Origin of the sequence: Streptomyces sp. YS415 (genome assembly GCF_023544665.1) — a bacterium.
GTDB lineage: Bacteria > Actinomycetota > Actinomycetes > Streptomycetales > Streptomycetaceae > Streptomyces.
In genome coordinates, this window is record NZ_JAMJFL010000017.1 from 45,770 (window position 1) to 60,260 (window position 14,491).

Genomic DNA, 14,491 nt, shown 5'->3' on the forward strand with positions numbered 1-14,491 from the left:
AGAGGCCCCGAAGGTGAAACGCAGCACGCCCCTCCCTCCGCTCCTCGACGAGGAGCGGAGGGAGGGGCGCTGCCGTGAGCCGGTTCAGTGGACCGCGACGCCCAGGTCGACGTCGCTCAGGTCCAGCCAGAGGGACAGGAGCCGGCGGAGCCCGTCACGTTCCGTGCGGAGCAGGTCGTTCTCCTGCCGCAGTCGCTCCAGCGGGTCGGCCGTGACGGTGTTCGGCGCGGTCCGCGAGAGCAGCGCGACGCCGGCCGGGCGGCGGCCCTGGCGACCGTCCGGGCGAGGGCCGGCGCACGCCGGCGAGTGCGAGGGAGGCGAGCCCGCCGAGGGGAGTCGCCCCACCAGGATCGACTGGTGCAGGACGTGCAGGTCCCGCGCCGGCTCGATGCCGAGGTCCTCGGAGAACCGTGCCCTGGCGGCGCGGAAGGTCTTCAGGGCGTCCGCCTGACGGCCCGAGTGGTAGAGCGCCAGCATCAGTTGGGCGCAGGCGCGCTCCCGGAAGGGGTTCTCGGAGACGAAGCCGGTCAGATCGCCGATGATCCGCTGGTGGTGCCCCAGCTTCAGCGCCACGTCGAAGTACTCCTCCTGCACGGTCAGCCGGTTCTCGTGCAGCCTGACGACGAGCGCGCCCAGCGCCGGGCTGTCGAGGCCGGCCGCGACCGGTCCGCGCCACAGCGCGAGCGCCGACTTCAGCAGTTTCTCGGCGCGCTCCACCTGGCCGTCGCGGACCATGGCCCGCCCCTGGGAGACGAGCCGCTCGAACGTGAACAGGTCCACGGCGTCCTCGCCGTGGACGCTGATCCGGTAGCAGGAGGGGTGCGTCTCGATCACGCTGTCGCGCTCGCCGCCCCTGAGCAGGCGGCGGAGCCCGGAGACGCAGATGCGGATCTGTCCGTGGGCGGACGCGGGCGGCTTGTCGTCCCACATGACGTCGACGAGCCGGTCGAGGCTGATCATCTGATTGGGCTGCAGAAGCAGCGCGGCGAGTAATTTCTGCCTGCGGATACCGCTTATTTCTATTGGCTCCCCGCTGTTCGTGACGAGCAGCGGGCCAAGTATGTGGAACACATGGTCGGCGCACATATCCATACCCCCGGTAATGATGTGCGAGAAAAAATGACGCACGGGCGCGTGAAGACCCGTAGTTGCGCCAATGCAGTTGCCATCGGCATCAGGTGAATGTCGATGGCAACTGTCGTCAGCGGAACAGGACTGCGGTCGTGCGAGCTGTTTCCTGGACCAATGGAAGAACCCTATTCGTAGCGGTAGAACTTCGTGTGATCGAGCAAATCGGCCGGTGTCATCGAGTACCAGGGCGCGAGCTTGGTGTGCAGCGAGGGCACGTCCGGGTGCTCTTCCACCGGAAGGTACTGAGGCACGTCCGGGTGCTGCTTCTGCCAGATCGACCAGGCCTTGTCGAGGAAGGAGTGGTGCATGAAGAAGATGGGGTCGTTCGGCGACCCGATGTACAGCATGTGGCCGCCCACCCAGGTGTGGCCGGCGCCGTGCAGCTTGCCCAGGTTGGCCTCGTGGGGGAACTTCGCGTACCCCTCCAGGTGGTTGCGCAGGGACTGCGTCTCGGTGCCGTACCCCGAGGTGTAGTTGTAGGGCGGCGTGTCGTACGTCGGCAGGGCGAGGGTGTCCTCCAGCTCCTTCGTCGTCGGCAGGACGGGGTTCGTGGTGCCGAAGTCGCGGACCAGGTAGTCCCGGTCGTCCGCGGTGTAGTTGCCGTTGAACGCCGGGTGCTCGTCGCCGACCGGGACGACGCTGACATTCAGCTTCCAGCCGTTGCAGCGGGCGAACGGGCCGGTCGTGACCCTGCCGTCGCCGGGCCGGCCGTTGCCGCCCATGAAGTCGGCCGCCCACAGGGGCGAGTCGGGACTCTGGTCCTTGGTCCAGTCCCAGTACGGGATGGTGACGGTGGGGTCGAACCGCTGCATCGCCCGCTCCAGGACCAGCAGGTACTGGCGGTGCCACGGGAACAGGCCCGGGCTCATGTGGCCCCAGCGCTTGCCGACGCCGCCGTCCTTGTCCAGGTAGTCGCCCGAGTTGATCTTTATGTGTATGCGGACCAGCTCGTCGTAGACGCCTGTCTCCTTGACCCGGAGCAGGGCACGGATGAATCGTTGCCGCTCCGCGCGGGTCATGTTGAGGTGGTTCTTGCGAACGGGAACCATCAGTTTTTTCCTTCTCGGTTCACTCGCGTCCGGGTCAGGCATGGTGGTGGCCGCCGGAGGGCAGCAGGTTCGCCCCCCGCAGCTCGTCGACGGCCTGGCGGCCGGCGGCCAGCGGGGTGGCCTCGAACCGGTAGTGGCACATCGAGCTGAGGTACGCGCCCTCGCCCAGCTTCATCAGGTGCAGTTCCCGGCCGTCTATCCGCACCTTCTCGGTGCTCTTCGACACGGTGATCGTGCGGCCCTTGTACTGCTCGGTGTACAGGTCCCCCGCCTCTTCCCCGGCCGCCCGGGGGACGGCCGCGTCGTCGTTCGAGGCGGCCCAGGTGTTGCCCGCGTGGATGACGGCGGCGGGCGCCGCCGCGACCGCGACGGCGGCCGTCATGCCCTTCATCACATCACGTCGTTTCACTGCTGTCCTTCCGATTGAACAAACCATCAAAAAGTGGTAAGAGTCGCGTCCAGCCTCGCAACGGGATGTATCGGCGGGATATCGCGCCGGCGGTACCGCGGCCGCGCCGCGCGGCTCTTCGCGAGATCAGACCTGCCGGGGACGCGGCGCGATGTTGTGGTTGAACCGGAAGAGGTTGTCCGGATCGATCCGGGCCTTGATCTCGGCCAGCCGGGCGAAGGTGGCCGGTTCGTAGCCGCTCTCGGCGAGGTCCGCCGCGTCGGGACTGGCCAGGAAGTTGAGGTAGCGGCGCCCGGTGCCCCACGCCGCCATGCCGTCCACCACGAGCGGGGGCCGGTTGTCGGGCAGCGAGAGGGTCGACAGCGCGAAGGCGGCGTCCCGGTGGTCGACGGCGTTGGGCGTCTTCGGCGGCCGGCCGACCGCGCCGCCCAGCTGCCGCAGCTCCACGGCCAGGTCGATGCAGTCGGCGTCCGGTCCGGCCAGCTCCAGCAGCGCGCCCACGGCCGCCTCGTCCAGCTCGCGGAGCATCATCGACCGCTCGCTGTAGGGGATCGGCTCGGTGGGGTCGTTGTGGATCTCTCCGCACCTCGTGTACGGCATGTCGGCCAGCGTGTCGACGACCAGCGGGCCGGCGGCGCGCAGTGGCCCGACCAGCTTGTCCCCGTCCTCGGCCGAGCCCAGGTAGGCGATCCGGACGTGCACGGTCAGCCGGCCGCGCAGGAAGGGCGGGATCGACTCGACGTCCGGCAGCCGCAGCAGAGCCAGCGAGGAGGTGAGGTCCTCCGGCACGGTCGCGGCCCACTCACGCCAGGCGTGCAGCACGTCCGCAGCGGCCTCGCCGGCGAAGAACAGCCCGCCGCCGTAAAGCCGCTCCACCGGGACGAGGCCGAACTCCAGGGCGGTGACGACGCCGAAGTTGCCCTTGCCGCCGCGCGCGGCCCAGAAGAGGTCGGTGTCCTGGTCGGCGGTGGCCCGGTGCGGCTGTCCGTCGGCCGTGACGATCTCCAGGGCGGTGACGTGGTCGGCGGCGTAGCCGTACTTGCGGGCCATCAGCCCGAGGCCGCCGCCGAGCGTGTAGCCGATCACCCCGGTCAGCGGGGAGGAGCCGTTGAGCGGGGCGAGGCCGTGCTCGGCGGCCGCCTCGACCACCTCGAACCACTGCGTGCCGCCCTCGACCCGGACCGTGCGCGCGGCCGGGTCGACGCGCACGCCGCGCATCCTCCGGGTGCTGATCAGCAATCCGCCGTCCGCCGCGGCGGACGGGCCGTGGCCGGTGGCCTGGACGGCGACCGGCATCTTGCGGGTGGCGGCGAAGGACACGGCCTCGCGCACGTCATCGGCTCCCGTCACGACCGCCATCAGGTCCGGAGCGTGCTCGGTGATCTGGTTGAACCCGTCCAGCTCCGGGGCGAAGTCGTCGTCCCCCGGCAGCAGGACCCGGCCCCGGAGCCGTTCGGAGAGTTCCGCCGCGGCCGGCTTCTCGATGCTCTTGCCTGTCGTCATCCTCAGTCCTCCCGGACCCGGTTGTGTGGCGGGACGGAAAGGACTCTGCCAACGGCGGGGGCCGCGGCCCATCCCCCGTTTGAGGAGGATGCGGCGATCGGCCGCCGGACCGGGCCCGGCGGCCGTCGCCGTCACGGGAGGGAGGCGGCCCCGTCGAGGATCCGGTGCCGTGCGGGCAGCTCGCCGCGCATCGCCGCGCCGAGTTCCTCCAGGTCCCCGTGGACGAGCGCCTGGGGCCCGTCGCACAGCGCGGTCGCCGGGTCGGGGTGCACGTCGACGATGACCCCGTCGGCGCCGACGGCCAGCGCCGCCCGGGTCAGCGGGAGCACGAGGTCGCGCCGCCCGCCCGAGTGCGAGGGATCGACGATGACGGGAAGGTGCGACAGCCGCTGGACGATGGGCACGGCGGAGATGTCCAGGGTGTTGCGGGTGGCCGTCTCGAACGTCCGGATGCCGCGTTCGCACAGCACGATGTCGAGGTTGCCGCGCTGCGCGACGTACTCGGCGGCCATCAGCCACTCCTCGATGGTCCCGGACATCCCCCGCTTGAGCATGACCGGCTTGTCCACCTCGCCGACGGCCTGCAGCAGCGCGTAGTTCTGCGCGTTGCGGGTGCCGATCTGCAGCATGTCGGCGTACGAGGCGACCAGTTCGACGTCGTGGGCGTCGACCACCTCGGTGACGACGGGCAGGCCGGTCTCGGCGCGCACGTCCGCGAGGATCTTCAGCCCGGCCTCGCCCAGGCCCTGGAAGGCGTAGGGAGAGGTCCTGGGCTTGAAGGCACCGCCCCGCAGGACGGTCGCGCCGGCCGCCCGGGCCATCAGCGCCGCCCGCAGCGTCTGCTCCGGCGTCTCCACCGCGCAGGGCCCGGCGATCAGCGTCGGCGTGCCGGGACCGATCGCCGCCCCGCCCACCCGGACCACCGAGCGGTGCGGGTGGCTCTCCCTGCTGATGAGCTTGTACGGCACGGAGATGCGCACCACCTCGGCGACGCCGCGCAGGGCGCCGAGGCTGAGCGTGCCGAACTGTTCGATGTCGCCGACCAGCCCGACGACGGTGCGGCTCGTCCCGCGGCTGACGAAGGCCTCTCCGCCCGCCGACTCGACCCGCGCGACAACTGCGGCGACGTCGGATGCCGTGGCCTGTGAGGCCATCACGATCACCATGTCTCAACCCCGGACAACGGCTTGCCCCCAGTCCTCGTCGGGCCCGAACAGTTTGCGCGGTTTCATGGCGTCCAGTTGCTCCGCCAGCAGCGCGGTCGGCACCAGCGTGCCCGCGGGCACCGCGTCGGCCGCACAGGGCACCCCGAGTTCCGTCTCGACGGACGCGGCGAGCAACGCGGCGGCCTCCGCGCCGTCCGGGCCCGGCGCCTCGAACTCGACGACCAGGCGGTCCCGTTCGGCCCGGGCCCGCCAGAACAGCACACCGTGGGAGGCGGGCAGCCGGTAGACCATCTCCTCCACCTGGATCGTCCCGAGGCGCCGCCCGGCGACCGTGTAGCCCTGGCCGAGCCGGCCCATGACCCGCACGGTGGGCAGCTGCCACCCGCAGGGGCAGTCCTCGTACCGCAGTTCCACCAGGTCTTCGAGGTTGTAGCGCACCAGCGGCATCGCCTCGCGGTACAGCGGGGTGATGACCAGCTGCCCGGCGCCCTCGGCGGTGATCCGCCCGGTCTGCGGGTCGTAGATCTCCGGCAGCACCCGGTCGGCCCAGAAGTGCATCCGGCCGTACGGGCAGTCGCTGCCCAGGGGGCCGACCTCGGTGCAGCCGTACTCCTCGATGACCGGGGCGCCCCAGATCTCCTCGATCCGGCGGCGGCGCGCGTTGCTCATCGGTTCGCCCGCCACGTACAGCGCCCGCAGTGACTTGAAGGAGTCGGTGGGGCAGCCGGCGGCCTTGGCCGCGGCGACCCACAGCAGGCTCTCGCTCGGCGTCGACCAGGTCAGCGTCACCTCCAGGTCGCGCAGCACGCGCACGACCCGCGAGTAGGGCACCGCGAGCGAGCGGCAGTCGCCGGGGACCACGGTCGCGCCGCCGCGCATGGCGGCCCAGTGGGCCATGTGCCCGGCGAGCACCAGCCCGTACGGGATGCGCACCAGCATGGTGTCCTCGGGACCGAGCGGGACGGTCTTGCGGAGGAACCGGTCGGCCAGGTCGGTCCACTCCGCCTCGGTGAAGTAGGCGGGGGTCGGGTTGCCGGTGCTGCCGCTGGACTCGTGGTAGGAGGCCAGGCGTTCCCTGGGCACGGCGAGCATGCCGAAGGGGTAGCTGTCGCGCAGGTCCGACTTCCCGGTGAGGCCGACGGTGGACAGCTCCTGCCCGGCCCGTAGACGCTCGGCGTAGAACGGCGAGTCGAGGGCGTGCCGCAGCGTCGGCCCGATCCGTTTCCGCTGGAGCGCGCGCAGTTCGCCGAAGGTCTTCCAGTCGCCGATGGCGGGCAGCGCGCCGGCCGCCGGACCGGAGGCGGCCGCTTCGGTGTTCGGGGCGACGGTCACGACGTGCCTCCCGCCCGAGCGGCCTCGGTGACGGCGCCGGAGGCGATCATCTCCACGACCGCGGTGATGTCGCCGTCCATCTGCCGGTCCGTGGCGGCGAAGGGGACCTCCTTGCGGATGCGCGCGTGCACGGCCCTGGTGCGCGGGCTCGTCTCGTCGACGCCGCGCAGCTCGACGGCCTGGCAGGCGGCGAGGAGGTGGATGGCCGCGACTTCACGGGTCAGTTCGATCACGTTGCGCGCGTCGCGGGCGGCGATCGGGGCCATGCTGACCTTGTCCTGGTTGTGGGCCTCGGTGGAGCGGGAGAACGTGGAGGCCGGACCCGCGTTCTTGAGCGCCTCGGCGGTGAGCGACGAGCACGCGATCTGCATGCCCTTGAAGCCGTGCTGCAGTCCGGCCTCGCTGTCGTCGTCGTCCACCCGGGCGATCAGGTTCGGGGTGAGGCCGTTGTTGAACTTCTCGTCGACCAGGAGCGCGAGCTGCCGGTCGAGCAGGTCGGCGACGCCGGCGACGGCCGTCTTCAGCGAGTCCATCGCGGTGACGACGTGCCCGCCGTAGAAGTTGCCGCCGCTGTACACGGCGCCCGTGGAGGGGTCGAACAGCGGGTTGTCGCTGGAGGAGTTGATCTCCACGGTCATCCAGGTGCGGACCCAGTCGAGCATGTCCCGCAGCACGCCGTTGACGTGCGGGGCGCAGCGCAGCGAGTAGCGGTCCTGGATGCTGCGGGCGAGCTTCTGGTAGTGCCGGCCGTCCAGCGGGACGTTCAGGTCGACGACCTGGTCGTACGTCATCGCCAGCGAGGAGCCTTCGAGCATCTCGTGGATGAACGCGGCGCTGGCGCCCTGGCCGCTGTGCGGCTTCTCCTGGTGGATGAACGGCGCGTAGTGGCCCCGGTTGCCGAGCATCCCCTCGCTGGCCAGCGCGGTGCAGATGTCGGCGACGTCGGCGAGTTCGGCCGCCGCCTCGGTGTTCAGGACGGCGAACGCCGCGCTGAAGGACGTGCCGTTGATCAGCGCCAGCCCGTCCTTGGCCTCCAGCGTCACCGGTTGGAGGCCCAGCTCGGCCAGTACGTCCGCGGTCTGGCGGGTCTCGCCGCGGTGGCGCACCTTGCCCTGGCCCGTCAGGGCGTTGGCGAGGTAGCAGAGCGGGACCAGGTCGCCGCTGGCGCCGACCGAACCGCGCTCGGGGACGGCCGGCAGGATGTCGTAGCGGAGGAAGTCCAGCAGCAGGTCCACGACGGGGAGGCTGACGCCGGAGTTGCCCCGGGCCAGGCAGTTGGCGCGGATCAGCACGGTGGCGCGCACGACCTCGTCGGAGGCCAGCGGGCCCGTTCCGTTCAGGTGGTAGCGGATCAGCTCGTTCTGCAGTCGTGCGGTTTTCTCCGGTGATATCTGCCGGTTGACGCTGTCACCGAAACCCGTTGTCACCCCGTAAATGGGCTTTCCGGTCGCGAGGATCTCCAGCTTCAGATTCCGGGAGGCATTCATCGCCCGCAACGCGTCCTCGGAGACCGCGAATTCCGAACCTTCGCGGGATGCGGCGGCCACGGTCTGGGCGATGCTCAGGCCGTGCCCGTCAATCTTCATGGTCGTCACTTTGTGGACACCTTTCTCGCCGGTTGCCCACGAGTCTTGACCGCTGATGTTCCCCGTCGATATCGGGAAGGCGCCGCCCGCGATATACGGATGAGACGCCGAAGATACCCGCCCTCTTCAGGGTTGTTCCAAGACCGGCCCGGAGAAATGAGGAATCCCCATGATCTCCAACGGCGCGTTCGGCAGGCGGCTACGCCTGCGGCGCCTCTACCGACACCATTCCGAACGGCTGCTGATCGTGCCGATGGACCATTCGGTGAGCCAGGGACCGATCACCGGCGGCGAAGGGCTCGACGCACTCGTGGGCCGGCTGGCCACCAACCGGGTGGACGCGATCGTCCTGCACAAGGGCAGTCTCCGGCACGTCGATCCCGCCTGGTTCGCCGGCACCTCGCTCATCGTCCATCTGAGCGCCAGCACCGTGCACGCTTCCGACCCGGACGCCAAGTACCTGGTGGCCGGCGTCGAGGAGAGCCTGCGGCTGGGCGCGGACGCGGTGAGCGTGCACGTCAACCTGGGCTCGGACGGCGAGCAGCAGCAGGTGTCCGACCTGGCGGTGGTCGCCGAGGCCTGCGACCGCTGGAACGTACCGCTGCTGGCGATGATGTACCCCCGCGGCCCCAGGATCAGCGATCCGCGCGACCCCACGCTGGTGGCGCACGCGGTGACCCTGGCCGCCGATCTCGGCGCGGACCTGGTGAAGGCCCCGTACGTCGGCTCGGTGACGGAGATGAAGGAGATCGTCGCCCGCTCTCCCGTCCCGGTCATCACCGTCGGCGGTCCGCGCAACGACGACGAGGGCCAGGTCCTTGCCCACGTCGGCGAGGCGCTGAGCGCCGGCGTCGCGGGCGTGGCCATGGGCCGCAACGTTTTCGAGGCGCCCGATCCCGGCGTCATGGCCGGGAAGCTGGCCGACCTCATCCACAGTGAGTGACCACGAGGAGCCCTGCACATGAAGCTCAGTTGGCTGGACATCCGAGGCGTCGACGAGGCGCGGGACGCCATCGTCCAGGAGGCGCTGCACCAGCGGGTCGACGGCATCGTCGCGGCGGACCCGGCATCCCTGGAGGGTCTGCCCCCGACCGTCACCAAGGTGCTGTTCCCCCGCGGCAAGACCCTCCCGGAGGACTTCGGCGAGGCCACCGTGGTCATCGTCGACCCCGACTTCCACAAAGTCACCCCCGCCGAGCTGCGGCTCGCGTACCCGGGGCTGGAATTCGGCCGGTTCGTGGAGATCGTCGACGCGAAGTCGCTGGAGGACGCCTGTCAGTCGGCGCGCACCGAGCAGTGGAGCCTGCTGCTGTTCCGCGACCCGACCAAGATCCCGCTGGAGATCGTCATCGCGGCGTCCGCCGCCGCCCACGGCAGCCTGATCACGGTGGCGGCCGACGTCGAGGAGGCCGAGATCATCTTCGGCGTGCTGGAGCACGGCTCCGACGGCGTGATGATGGCGCCCCGCAAGGTCGGCGACGCCACCGCTCTGAAGGCCGTGGTCGACGCCGAGACCCCCGACCTGGCCCTGACCGAGCTGGAGGTCGTCGGCACGGAGCACGTCGGCATGGGCGAGCGTGCCTGCGTGGACACCTGCACCTACTTCCGCGAGGACGAGGGCATCCTGGTCGGCTCGCACTCCAAGGGCATGATCCTCTGCGTCAGCGAGACGCACCCGCTGCCGTACATGCCGACCCGCCCGTTCCGGGTGAACGCGGGCGCCATCCACTCGTACACGCTGTCCAAGGACGGCCGGACCAACTACCTCAGCGAGCTGAAGGCCGGCAGCAAGGTCGTGGCGTCCGACGTCGAGGGCCGCACCCGGCTCGTCACCGTCGGCCGGGTCAAGATCGAGACCAGGCCGCTGATCTCGGTGAACGCGGTCTCCACCGACGGCCGCGAGGTCAATCTGATCCTCCAGGACGACTGGCACGTGCGGGTGCTCGGCCCGGGCGGCACGGTCCTCAACAGCACCGAGCTGAAGCCCGGCGACAAGGTGCTCGGCTTCCTGCCGACGGAGGACCGGCACGTCGGCTACCCGCTCGACGAGTTCTGCCTCGAGACGTGACGTAGTGGACGCGCTCCTGTACGTCCCGGTGCGGGTCGGCGACCTCGACGGCGCGGTGGCCGTCGTGCGGACGGCCCGGCCGGGTGCCGGAAGGGAACGGGTCGGCCTCGCCTTCACCGGCGAGGAACGGCTCTACGCCGCGCTGGGACCCAGCCAGCGGTGGATCCGGCTGTCCCGGCGCGCGCTCCTGGCGCTGCTCGGGCCACTGGGCATCGAGCACGTCCGGATCGACCCGCTCTACGTCGGACCGGAGATGCCGAGGCTGCCGGAGGCGGCCGGCCTGCCGACCGGCGGCATCCGCGAGGACGGGCCCGTCCTGACCGGCCCGCGGCGGTACGCGCAGTGCCTCCCGGACGACGTGTGGTGACGGTCGGCTCCGGCCGGCGTCACCGCCCCGGAACCGCCAAGTGGCGTACGGTGGTGACCAGGTTGTGACAGGCAAGGCTGACTCTTCATCCGCAGACCACCCCGGAAAGACCACCCCGGAACGGAAGTGCCGGAGATGCCCACTGCTCTCGGTCGCGACGAACTCCTCCTGCGCGCCGGACGTGCGGACAGCCCGCACAGGCTGTTCAGCACGCTCGCGACGCAACTGCGCAGGGCGGTTCCGTACGATGCCGCCGTCTGGCGGGCCACCGACCCGGAGACCGGCATGATCACGTCGCCGATCTTCGCGGAGAACATCGAGGATCACAGCTGCGCCGTCTACTGGCAGTACGAGCTGTTCACGGAGAAGATCAACCTGTTCCGGGACCTCGCGCTGGCGCCGGTGCCGGTGGCCAGCCTGTGGGAGACCACGCGGGGCGAGCCGGAGCGCAGCTCCCTGTACCGGGGTTTCCTGGCGCCGCGCGGGGTGCACGACGAGTTGCGGGCCGTGCTGCGGGTGGACGGCCGGCCCCACGGGTACATCAGCCTGTTCCGGGAGAAGGGGCGGGCCGAGTTCTCCACCGGGGAGCGCAGGTTCATGGCGGACCTGGGCACCCCCGTCGCCCGCCTGCTCAGGGCGTACGCCAAGCAGCGCCCCGAGCCCTCCAGCGACGCTCTGACCGGCACCGGGCTGCTGCTGTTCGACGCCGAGGGCGCCCTCGTCTCGGTCAACGACGAGGCGCGGCGCTACCTGGAGGAGATGCCGCAGGGTCCCGCCTCGCTCACCGCGCTCGGTCTGCGGGTACCCCTGTGGGTGCACGGCACCGCGATGCGGGCCAGGGCGATCGCCGAGGAGCGCGGCGAGGACACCGCGCGGATCAGGATGCGCACCCGCACCGGCCGCTGGCTGGTGTGCCACGCGTCCTGCCTGCGCGGGGCCGACGGCCGCCCGGGCGCCTCCGCGGTGATCATCGAACGCGCCCCCGTCTCCGACGTCACGCCGCTCGTCGTGCAGGCCTACGAGCTGTCGGAACGGGAGCTCGAGGTCACCCGGCGGGTGGCGCGCGGCCTGTCCACGAGCGGGATCTCCGAGGAGATGCACCTGTCGCCGCACACGGTGCGCGACCACATCAAGGCGATCTTCGAGAAGCTCGGCGTGTCCAGCCGCGGCGAGTTGGTGGGCCGGCTGTTCACCGAGTACTACGAGCCCATGGGTTCGTCCCCCACCGGGAGTTAGGCACCGGCCGCCGCCGCGGATCAGGCGGCGGGCCCCCCGGACCGGCACACGCCGAAGGAACCGGCACAACCCGAAGAACCGGCCGCGCCCCGGCCCCGGGCCGGCCGCCGCCCGAGCGGCCGTGCCCGCGCGCGCCCGCGGCCGTGCGCAGGGCCGGCATGTGCCCGGGCCGGCCGCGAACCAGCTACCAGGAAGTGACGATGCCGACCTTACCCATGCCGTACGGCGGGCAGCCGTACGCGCCGCCCCGGGCCGACGGCCCGGAATTCACCGTTCTGCTCGGCCCGGACTACTCGGGCAAGTCGTCGGTGCTGCGGCGTCTCGCCGACAGCGGTCGCTGGACGGTGGTCACCTGCGACCAGGCGCCGCTCGACACCGATCACGCGCTGATCGGCCGGGCCCGCCGGGAACTGCTGCCCGAGGCGCTGAGGGCACCGGCCGGACGCTACTCGCCGGACATCCTCCTCACCCTGATGCAGCTGGCCGTGGTGCACATGCGCGACCGCGTGACCGGCGCACCGCCCGGACGCCCGGTGATCGTGGACTCCTACCACCTGAAGATCATGGCCAAGTGCACCCTGCTCGGGTACGCCAATCCGTCGCTGTTCTCCTGGTGGCGGTCGTTCCCGCGGCCCGCCCGGGTCGTCTACCTCGACGTTCCGTCCGCCGTCGCCTGGGAGCGCAGTGGGCGGGGAGCGGCGCTGAACCCGATGGAGCACTACGGCGACACGCCCACCGAGGAAGCGTTCACCCGGTTCCAGGACGATCTGCGCGACCTGCTGCACGCGGAGGTGGCGGGCATGGAAGTGACCACCCTCGAACCGGGCTCCGGCATCGACCGTGCCGTCGACGCCGTCGTGCGCGCGACGGGACTTCGGGCCGGTGTCTGACATGGAAGCAGAACTGTTCGCCGCGTACCGGGACAGGGTGCTGGCCGAGCGGGACGGGCTGCGAAAGGCGCTCGGTGACCTGCGGGCGGCGCAGGACGGCGCACTGCGGCACCTGCTGAGCGCGAACGCCGACACCGAATTCGGGCGGCGGCACGGCTTCGCCGGCTGCCGGAATGTCGACGACTTCCGCGCGGCCGTCCCCATCGCCGACTACGAGGCCCTCGGCCCCTGGATGGAGGCCGCCGCGGCCGGCCGGCCGAACGTGCTGAGCGCCGATCCCCCCGTGGTCTTCTTCAAGAGCAGCGGCAGCACCGGCGACAGCAAACGGATACCGGTCACCCGGGAGTTCATGCGGACCTCCTTCTTCCCGCCCTACTACGCGGCCTGGGCGAACATCGTCGAGCACCACCCGGAAGCCGTCCGCAGGCCCGACGCCACGCTCAACCTCAAGCACGATCCCGCGCCCGCCGCGGACGCGACCCGCTCCGGCCACCCCCATCTCGGGGCCAGCCAGGTCGACTTCGGGCGGGCCTTCGGTGAGCGGCTGTCGGCGGAACCGGGCAGCCGCGCCCCCTGGAGCACCCTGCCGTCGTTCGTGGACCCGGCCGACCATCCGCGGCGCGAATACGTACGGCTGCGCACCGCCATGGCGCACGACGTGCGCTGCGTCATCGGCATCAACCCCGCCGTGGTGGCCGCGCTGCTCCACCAACTGGTCCAGTGGTGGCCGCGCCTGGTCAAGGACGTGTACGACGGCACGGTCGACGGCCGTCCGGGTCCCGCCCCCGACCCGGAGCGCGCCCGTCTCCTGGACCGGCTCGCCGAACGCACCGGCGCCCCGCTGCCCGCCCATGTCTGGCCGCGCATGGAAGTGCTGTTCTGCTGGACCACCGGACTGGCCTCCCTCTATCTCCCCCGGCTGCGCGAGGCGTTCGGGTTCGGGGTGAGCGCGCTGCCCGCTCCGGCGGCGGCGTCGGAGGGCTTCGTCGCCGTGGCGCTGGACCGGCATCCCACGGCCGGGTCGCCCGCGATCACCGGCGGACTTCTGGAATTCGTCGACGCCGACGAGGAACTGTCGCCCGGCAGCGACACGCTGCTCTGCGACGAACTGGCGACGGGCGGCGAGTACCACGTCGTCCTCAGCCATGTCGGCGGCCTCTACCGGTACGCCCTCGGCGACGTGGTGCGTGTCGTGGACCGGGCCGGGGGCGTGCCCCGGCTCGAGTACGCCGGCCGGCGCACCCTGTCCGACGCCGCCGGTGAGCGGCTGCGCGAGGGGCACGTGGTGAGCGCCCTGCACGGCGCGACGCGTGCCACCGGCCTGGAGATCCGCAACGCCACCTGCCGGGTGACCGGGCACCCCCCGCGGCCGGGCGCGCCGGAGCCCGGTGCGGACGGCCCGCAGCGGTACGCCTTCGCCGTGGAGCCGTTCGGCCGCTGGTCGCACGAGGAGACCGAGGCGTTCGCCCGGGCCCTGGACAGCGCGCTCGGCGGGCGGTCCGACGGATACCGGGCGGCTCGCGCGAGCGCCCGCCTCGGTGCTGTCGTCCTGCACCGCGTGGCGCCCGGCGGCTTCGCCGCCGACTGGCAGGCCAGGGTCGCCCGGGGCACACGGCCGGCGCAGGTGAAGGACCGGGTCTTCCAGAACGACGACGCGGCCTGGCGCCGGCTGCTGGGCACCTGAAGGGGCGCCCACACCCGCCGGGCCCGGGCAGAACAGACGGCCGGCACCTTCCCCTCCATCAAGGAGCAAG

At 71.4% G+C, this 14,491-nt stretch carries 13 protein-coding genes; 6 read left to right on the top strand and 7 right to left on the bottom strand.

Annotation, left to right across the window (positions count from 1 at the left end; translation table 11 throughout):
- Positions 1-84: 84 nt before the first annotated feature.
- The 7 genes from bagI to bagA all read right to left on the bottom strand — a co-directional run bounded on the left by bagI (position 85) and on the right by bagA (position 8,176).
- Positions 85-1,092, bottom strand: a complete 1,008-nt coding sequence (gene bagI, locus M8H82_RS22105) for an AfsR/SARP family transcriptional regulator BagI/FevR (RefSeq protein WP_308293271.1) — start codon at positions 1,090-1,092, stop codon at positions 85-87.
- Between the two features lie 164 nt (positions 1,093-1,256).
- A complete protein-coding gene (bagH, locus tag M8H82_RS22110; RefSeq protein ID WP_250076609.1) occupies positions 1,257-2,180 on the bottom strand; it encodes a bagremycin/ferroverdin biosynthesis o-aminophenol oxidase BagH/FevF in 924 nt (307 codons plus the stop codon).
- A 34-nt stretch (positions 2,181-2,214) separates the two neighbouring features.
- Positions 2,215-2,589 carry a bagremycin/ferroverdin biosynthesis copper chaperon BagZ/FevE gene (bagZ, locus tag M8H82_RS22115; protein ID WP_250076610.1) on the bottom strand — a complete coding sequence of 125 codons (375 nt, stop codon included), beginning with the start codon at positions 2,587-2,589 and terminating at the stop codon, positions 2,215-2,217.
- Positions 2,590-2,715: 126 nt separating this feature from the next.
- The gene (gene bagG, locus M8H82_RS22120) at positions 2,716-4,092 is read right to left on the bottom strand and encodes a bagremycin/ferroverdin biosynthesis FAD-dependent oxygenase BagG/FevA2 (protein ID WP_250076611.1); all 1,377 of its coding nucleotides are present in this window, start codon (positions 4,090-4,092) and stop codon (positions 2,716-2,718) included.
- A 131-nt stretch (positions 4,093-4,223) separates the two neighbouring features.
- Positions 4,224-5,246 (bottom strand): phospho-2-dehydro-3-deoxyheptonate aldolase BagF/FevY, encoded by a 1,023-nt coding sequence (bagF, locus tag M8H82_RS22125; RefSeq protein ID WP_250076612.1) that lies wholly within the window; start codon positions 5,244-5,246, stop codon positions 4,224-4,226.
- A gap of 15 nt (positions 5,247-5,261) precedes the next feature.
- A complete protein-coding gene (gene bagE, locus M8H82_RS22130; protein WP_250076613.1) occupies positions 5,262-6,590 on the bottom strand; it encodes a bagremycin/ferroverdin synthetase BagE/FevW in 1,329 nt (442 codons plus the stop codon).
- A complete protein-coding gene (bagA, locus tag M8H82_RS22135; protein WP_250076614.1) occupies positions 6,587-8,176 on the bottom strand; it encodes a bagremycin/ferroverdin biosynthesis tyrosine ammonia-lyase BagA/FevW in 1,590 nt (529 codons plus the stop codon). The genes bagE and bagA overlap by 4 nt, the downstream gene beginning before the upstream one ends.
- A gap of 169 nt (positions 8,177-8,345) precedes the next feature.
- Between bagA and bagB the strand changes: the two genes are divergently transcribed.
- The 6 genes from bagB (at position 8,346) to M8H82_RS22165 (ending at position 14,421) form a co-directional block, all read left to right on the top strand.
- The gene (gene bagB / locus M8H82_RS22140) at positions 8,346-9,119 is read left to right on the top strand and encodes a bagremycin/ferroverdin biosynthesis DhnA-type aldolase BagB/FevI (RefSeq protein ID WP_250076615.1); all 774 of its coding nucleotides are present in this window, start codon (positions 8,346-8,348) and stop codon (positions 9,117-9,119) included.
- An 18-nt stretch (positions 9,120-9,137) separates the two neighbouring features.
- Positions 9,138-10,244, top strand: a complete 1,107-nt coding sequence (bagC, locus tag M8H82_RS22145) for a bagremycin/ferroverdin biosynthesis 3,4-AHBA synthase BagC/FevH (RefSeq protein ID WP_250076616.1) — start codon at positions 9,138-9,140, stop codon at positions 10,242-10,244.
- Between the two features lie 4 nt (positions 10,245-10,248).
- Positions 10,249-10,611, top strand: coding sequence for an SAV_915 family protein (locus M8H82_RS22150; protein WP_250076617.1), 363 nt, complete (start codon positions 10,249-10,251; stop codon positions 10,609-10,611).
- A 135-nt stretch (positions 10,612-10,746) separates the two neighbouring features.
- Entirely contained in the window at positions 10,747-11,847 is a 1,101-nt protein-coding gene (gene bagY / locus M8H82_RS22155; RefSeq protein WP_250076618.1) for a LuxR family transcriptional regulator BagY/FevT, read from the top strand.
- Positions 11,848-12,047: 200 nt separating this feature from the next.
- Positions 12,048-12,737 carry a hypothetical protein gene (locus M8H82_RS22160; RefSeq protein WP_250076619.1) on the top strand — a complete coding sequence of 230 codons (690 nt, stop codon included), beginning with the start codon at positions 12,048-12,050 and terminating at the stop codon, positions 12,735-12,737.
- 1 nt (position 12,738) lies between these two features.
- Positions 12,739-14,421, top strand: a complete 1,683-nt coding sequence (locus M8H82_RS22165) for a GH3 auxin-responsive promoter family protein (RefSeq protein WP_250076620.1) — start codon at positions 12,739-12,741, stop codon at positions 14,419-14,421.
- The last annotated feature ends 70 nt before the right edge of the window (positions 14,422-14,491 follow it).

Coding starts and splice junctions, on each gene's coding strand:
- M8H82_RS22160 (WP_250076619.1), top strand. CDS start 12,048: ATGCCGACCTTACCCATGCCGTACGGCGGGCAGCCGTACGCGCCGCCC.
- bagH (WP_250076609.1), bottom strand. CDS start 2,180: ATGGTTCCCGTTCGCAAGAACCACCTCAACATGACCCGCGCGGAGCGG.
- bagA (WP_250076614.1), bottom strand. CDS start 8,176: ATGAAGATTGACGGGCACGGCCTGAGCATCGCCCAGACCGTGGCCGCC.
- bagC (WP_250076616.1), top strand. CDS start 9,138: ATGAAGCTCAGTTGGCTGGACATCCGAGGCGTCGACGAGGCGCGGGAC.
- M8H82_RS22165 (WP_250076620.1), top strand. CDS start 12,739: ATGGAAGCAGAACTGTTCGCCGCGTACCGGGACAGGGTGCTGGCCGAG.
- bagF (WP_250076612.1), bottom strand. CDS start 5,246: ATGGCCTCACAGGCCACGGCATCCGACGTCGCCGCAGTTGTCGCGCGG.
- bagB (WP_250076615.1), top strand. CDS start 8,346: ATGATCTCCAACGGCGCGTTCGGCAGGCGGCTACGCCTGCGGCGCCTC.
- bagG (WP_250076611.1), bottom strand. CDS start 4,092: ATGACGACAGGCAAGAGCATCGAGAAGCCGGCCGCGGCGGAACTCTCC.
- bagI (WP_308293271.1), bottom strand. CDS start 1,092: ATGGATATGTGCGCCGACCATGTGTTCCACATACTTGGCCCGCTGCTC.
- bagY (WP_250076618.1), top strand. CDS start 10,747: ATGCCCACTGCTCTCGGTCGCGACGAACTCCTCCTGCGCGCCGGACGT.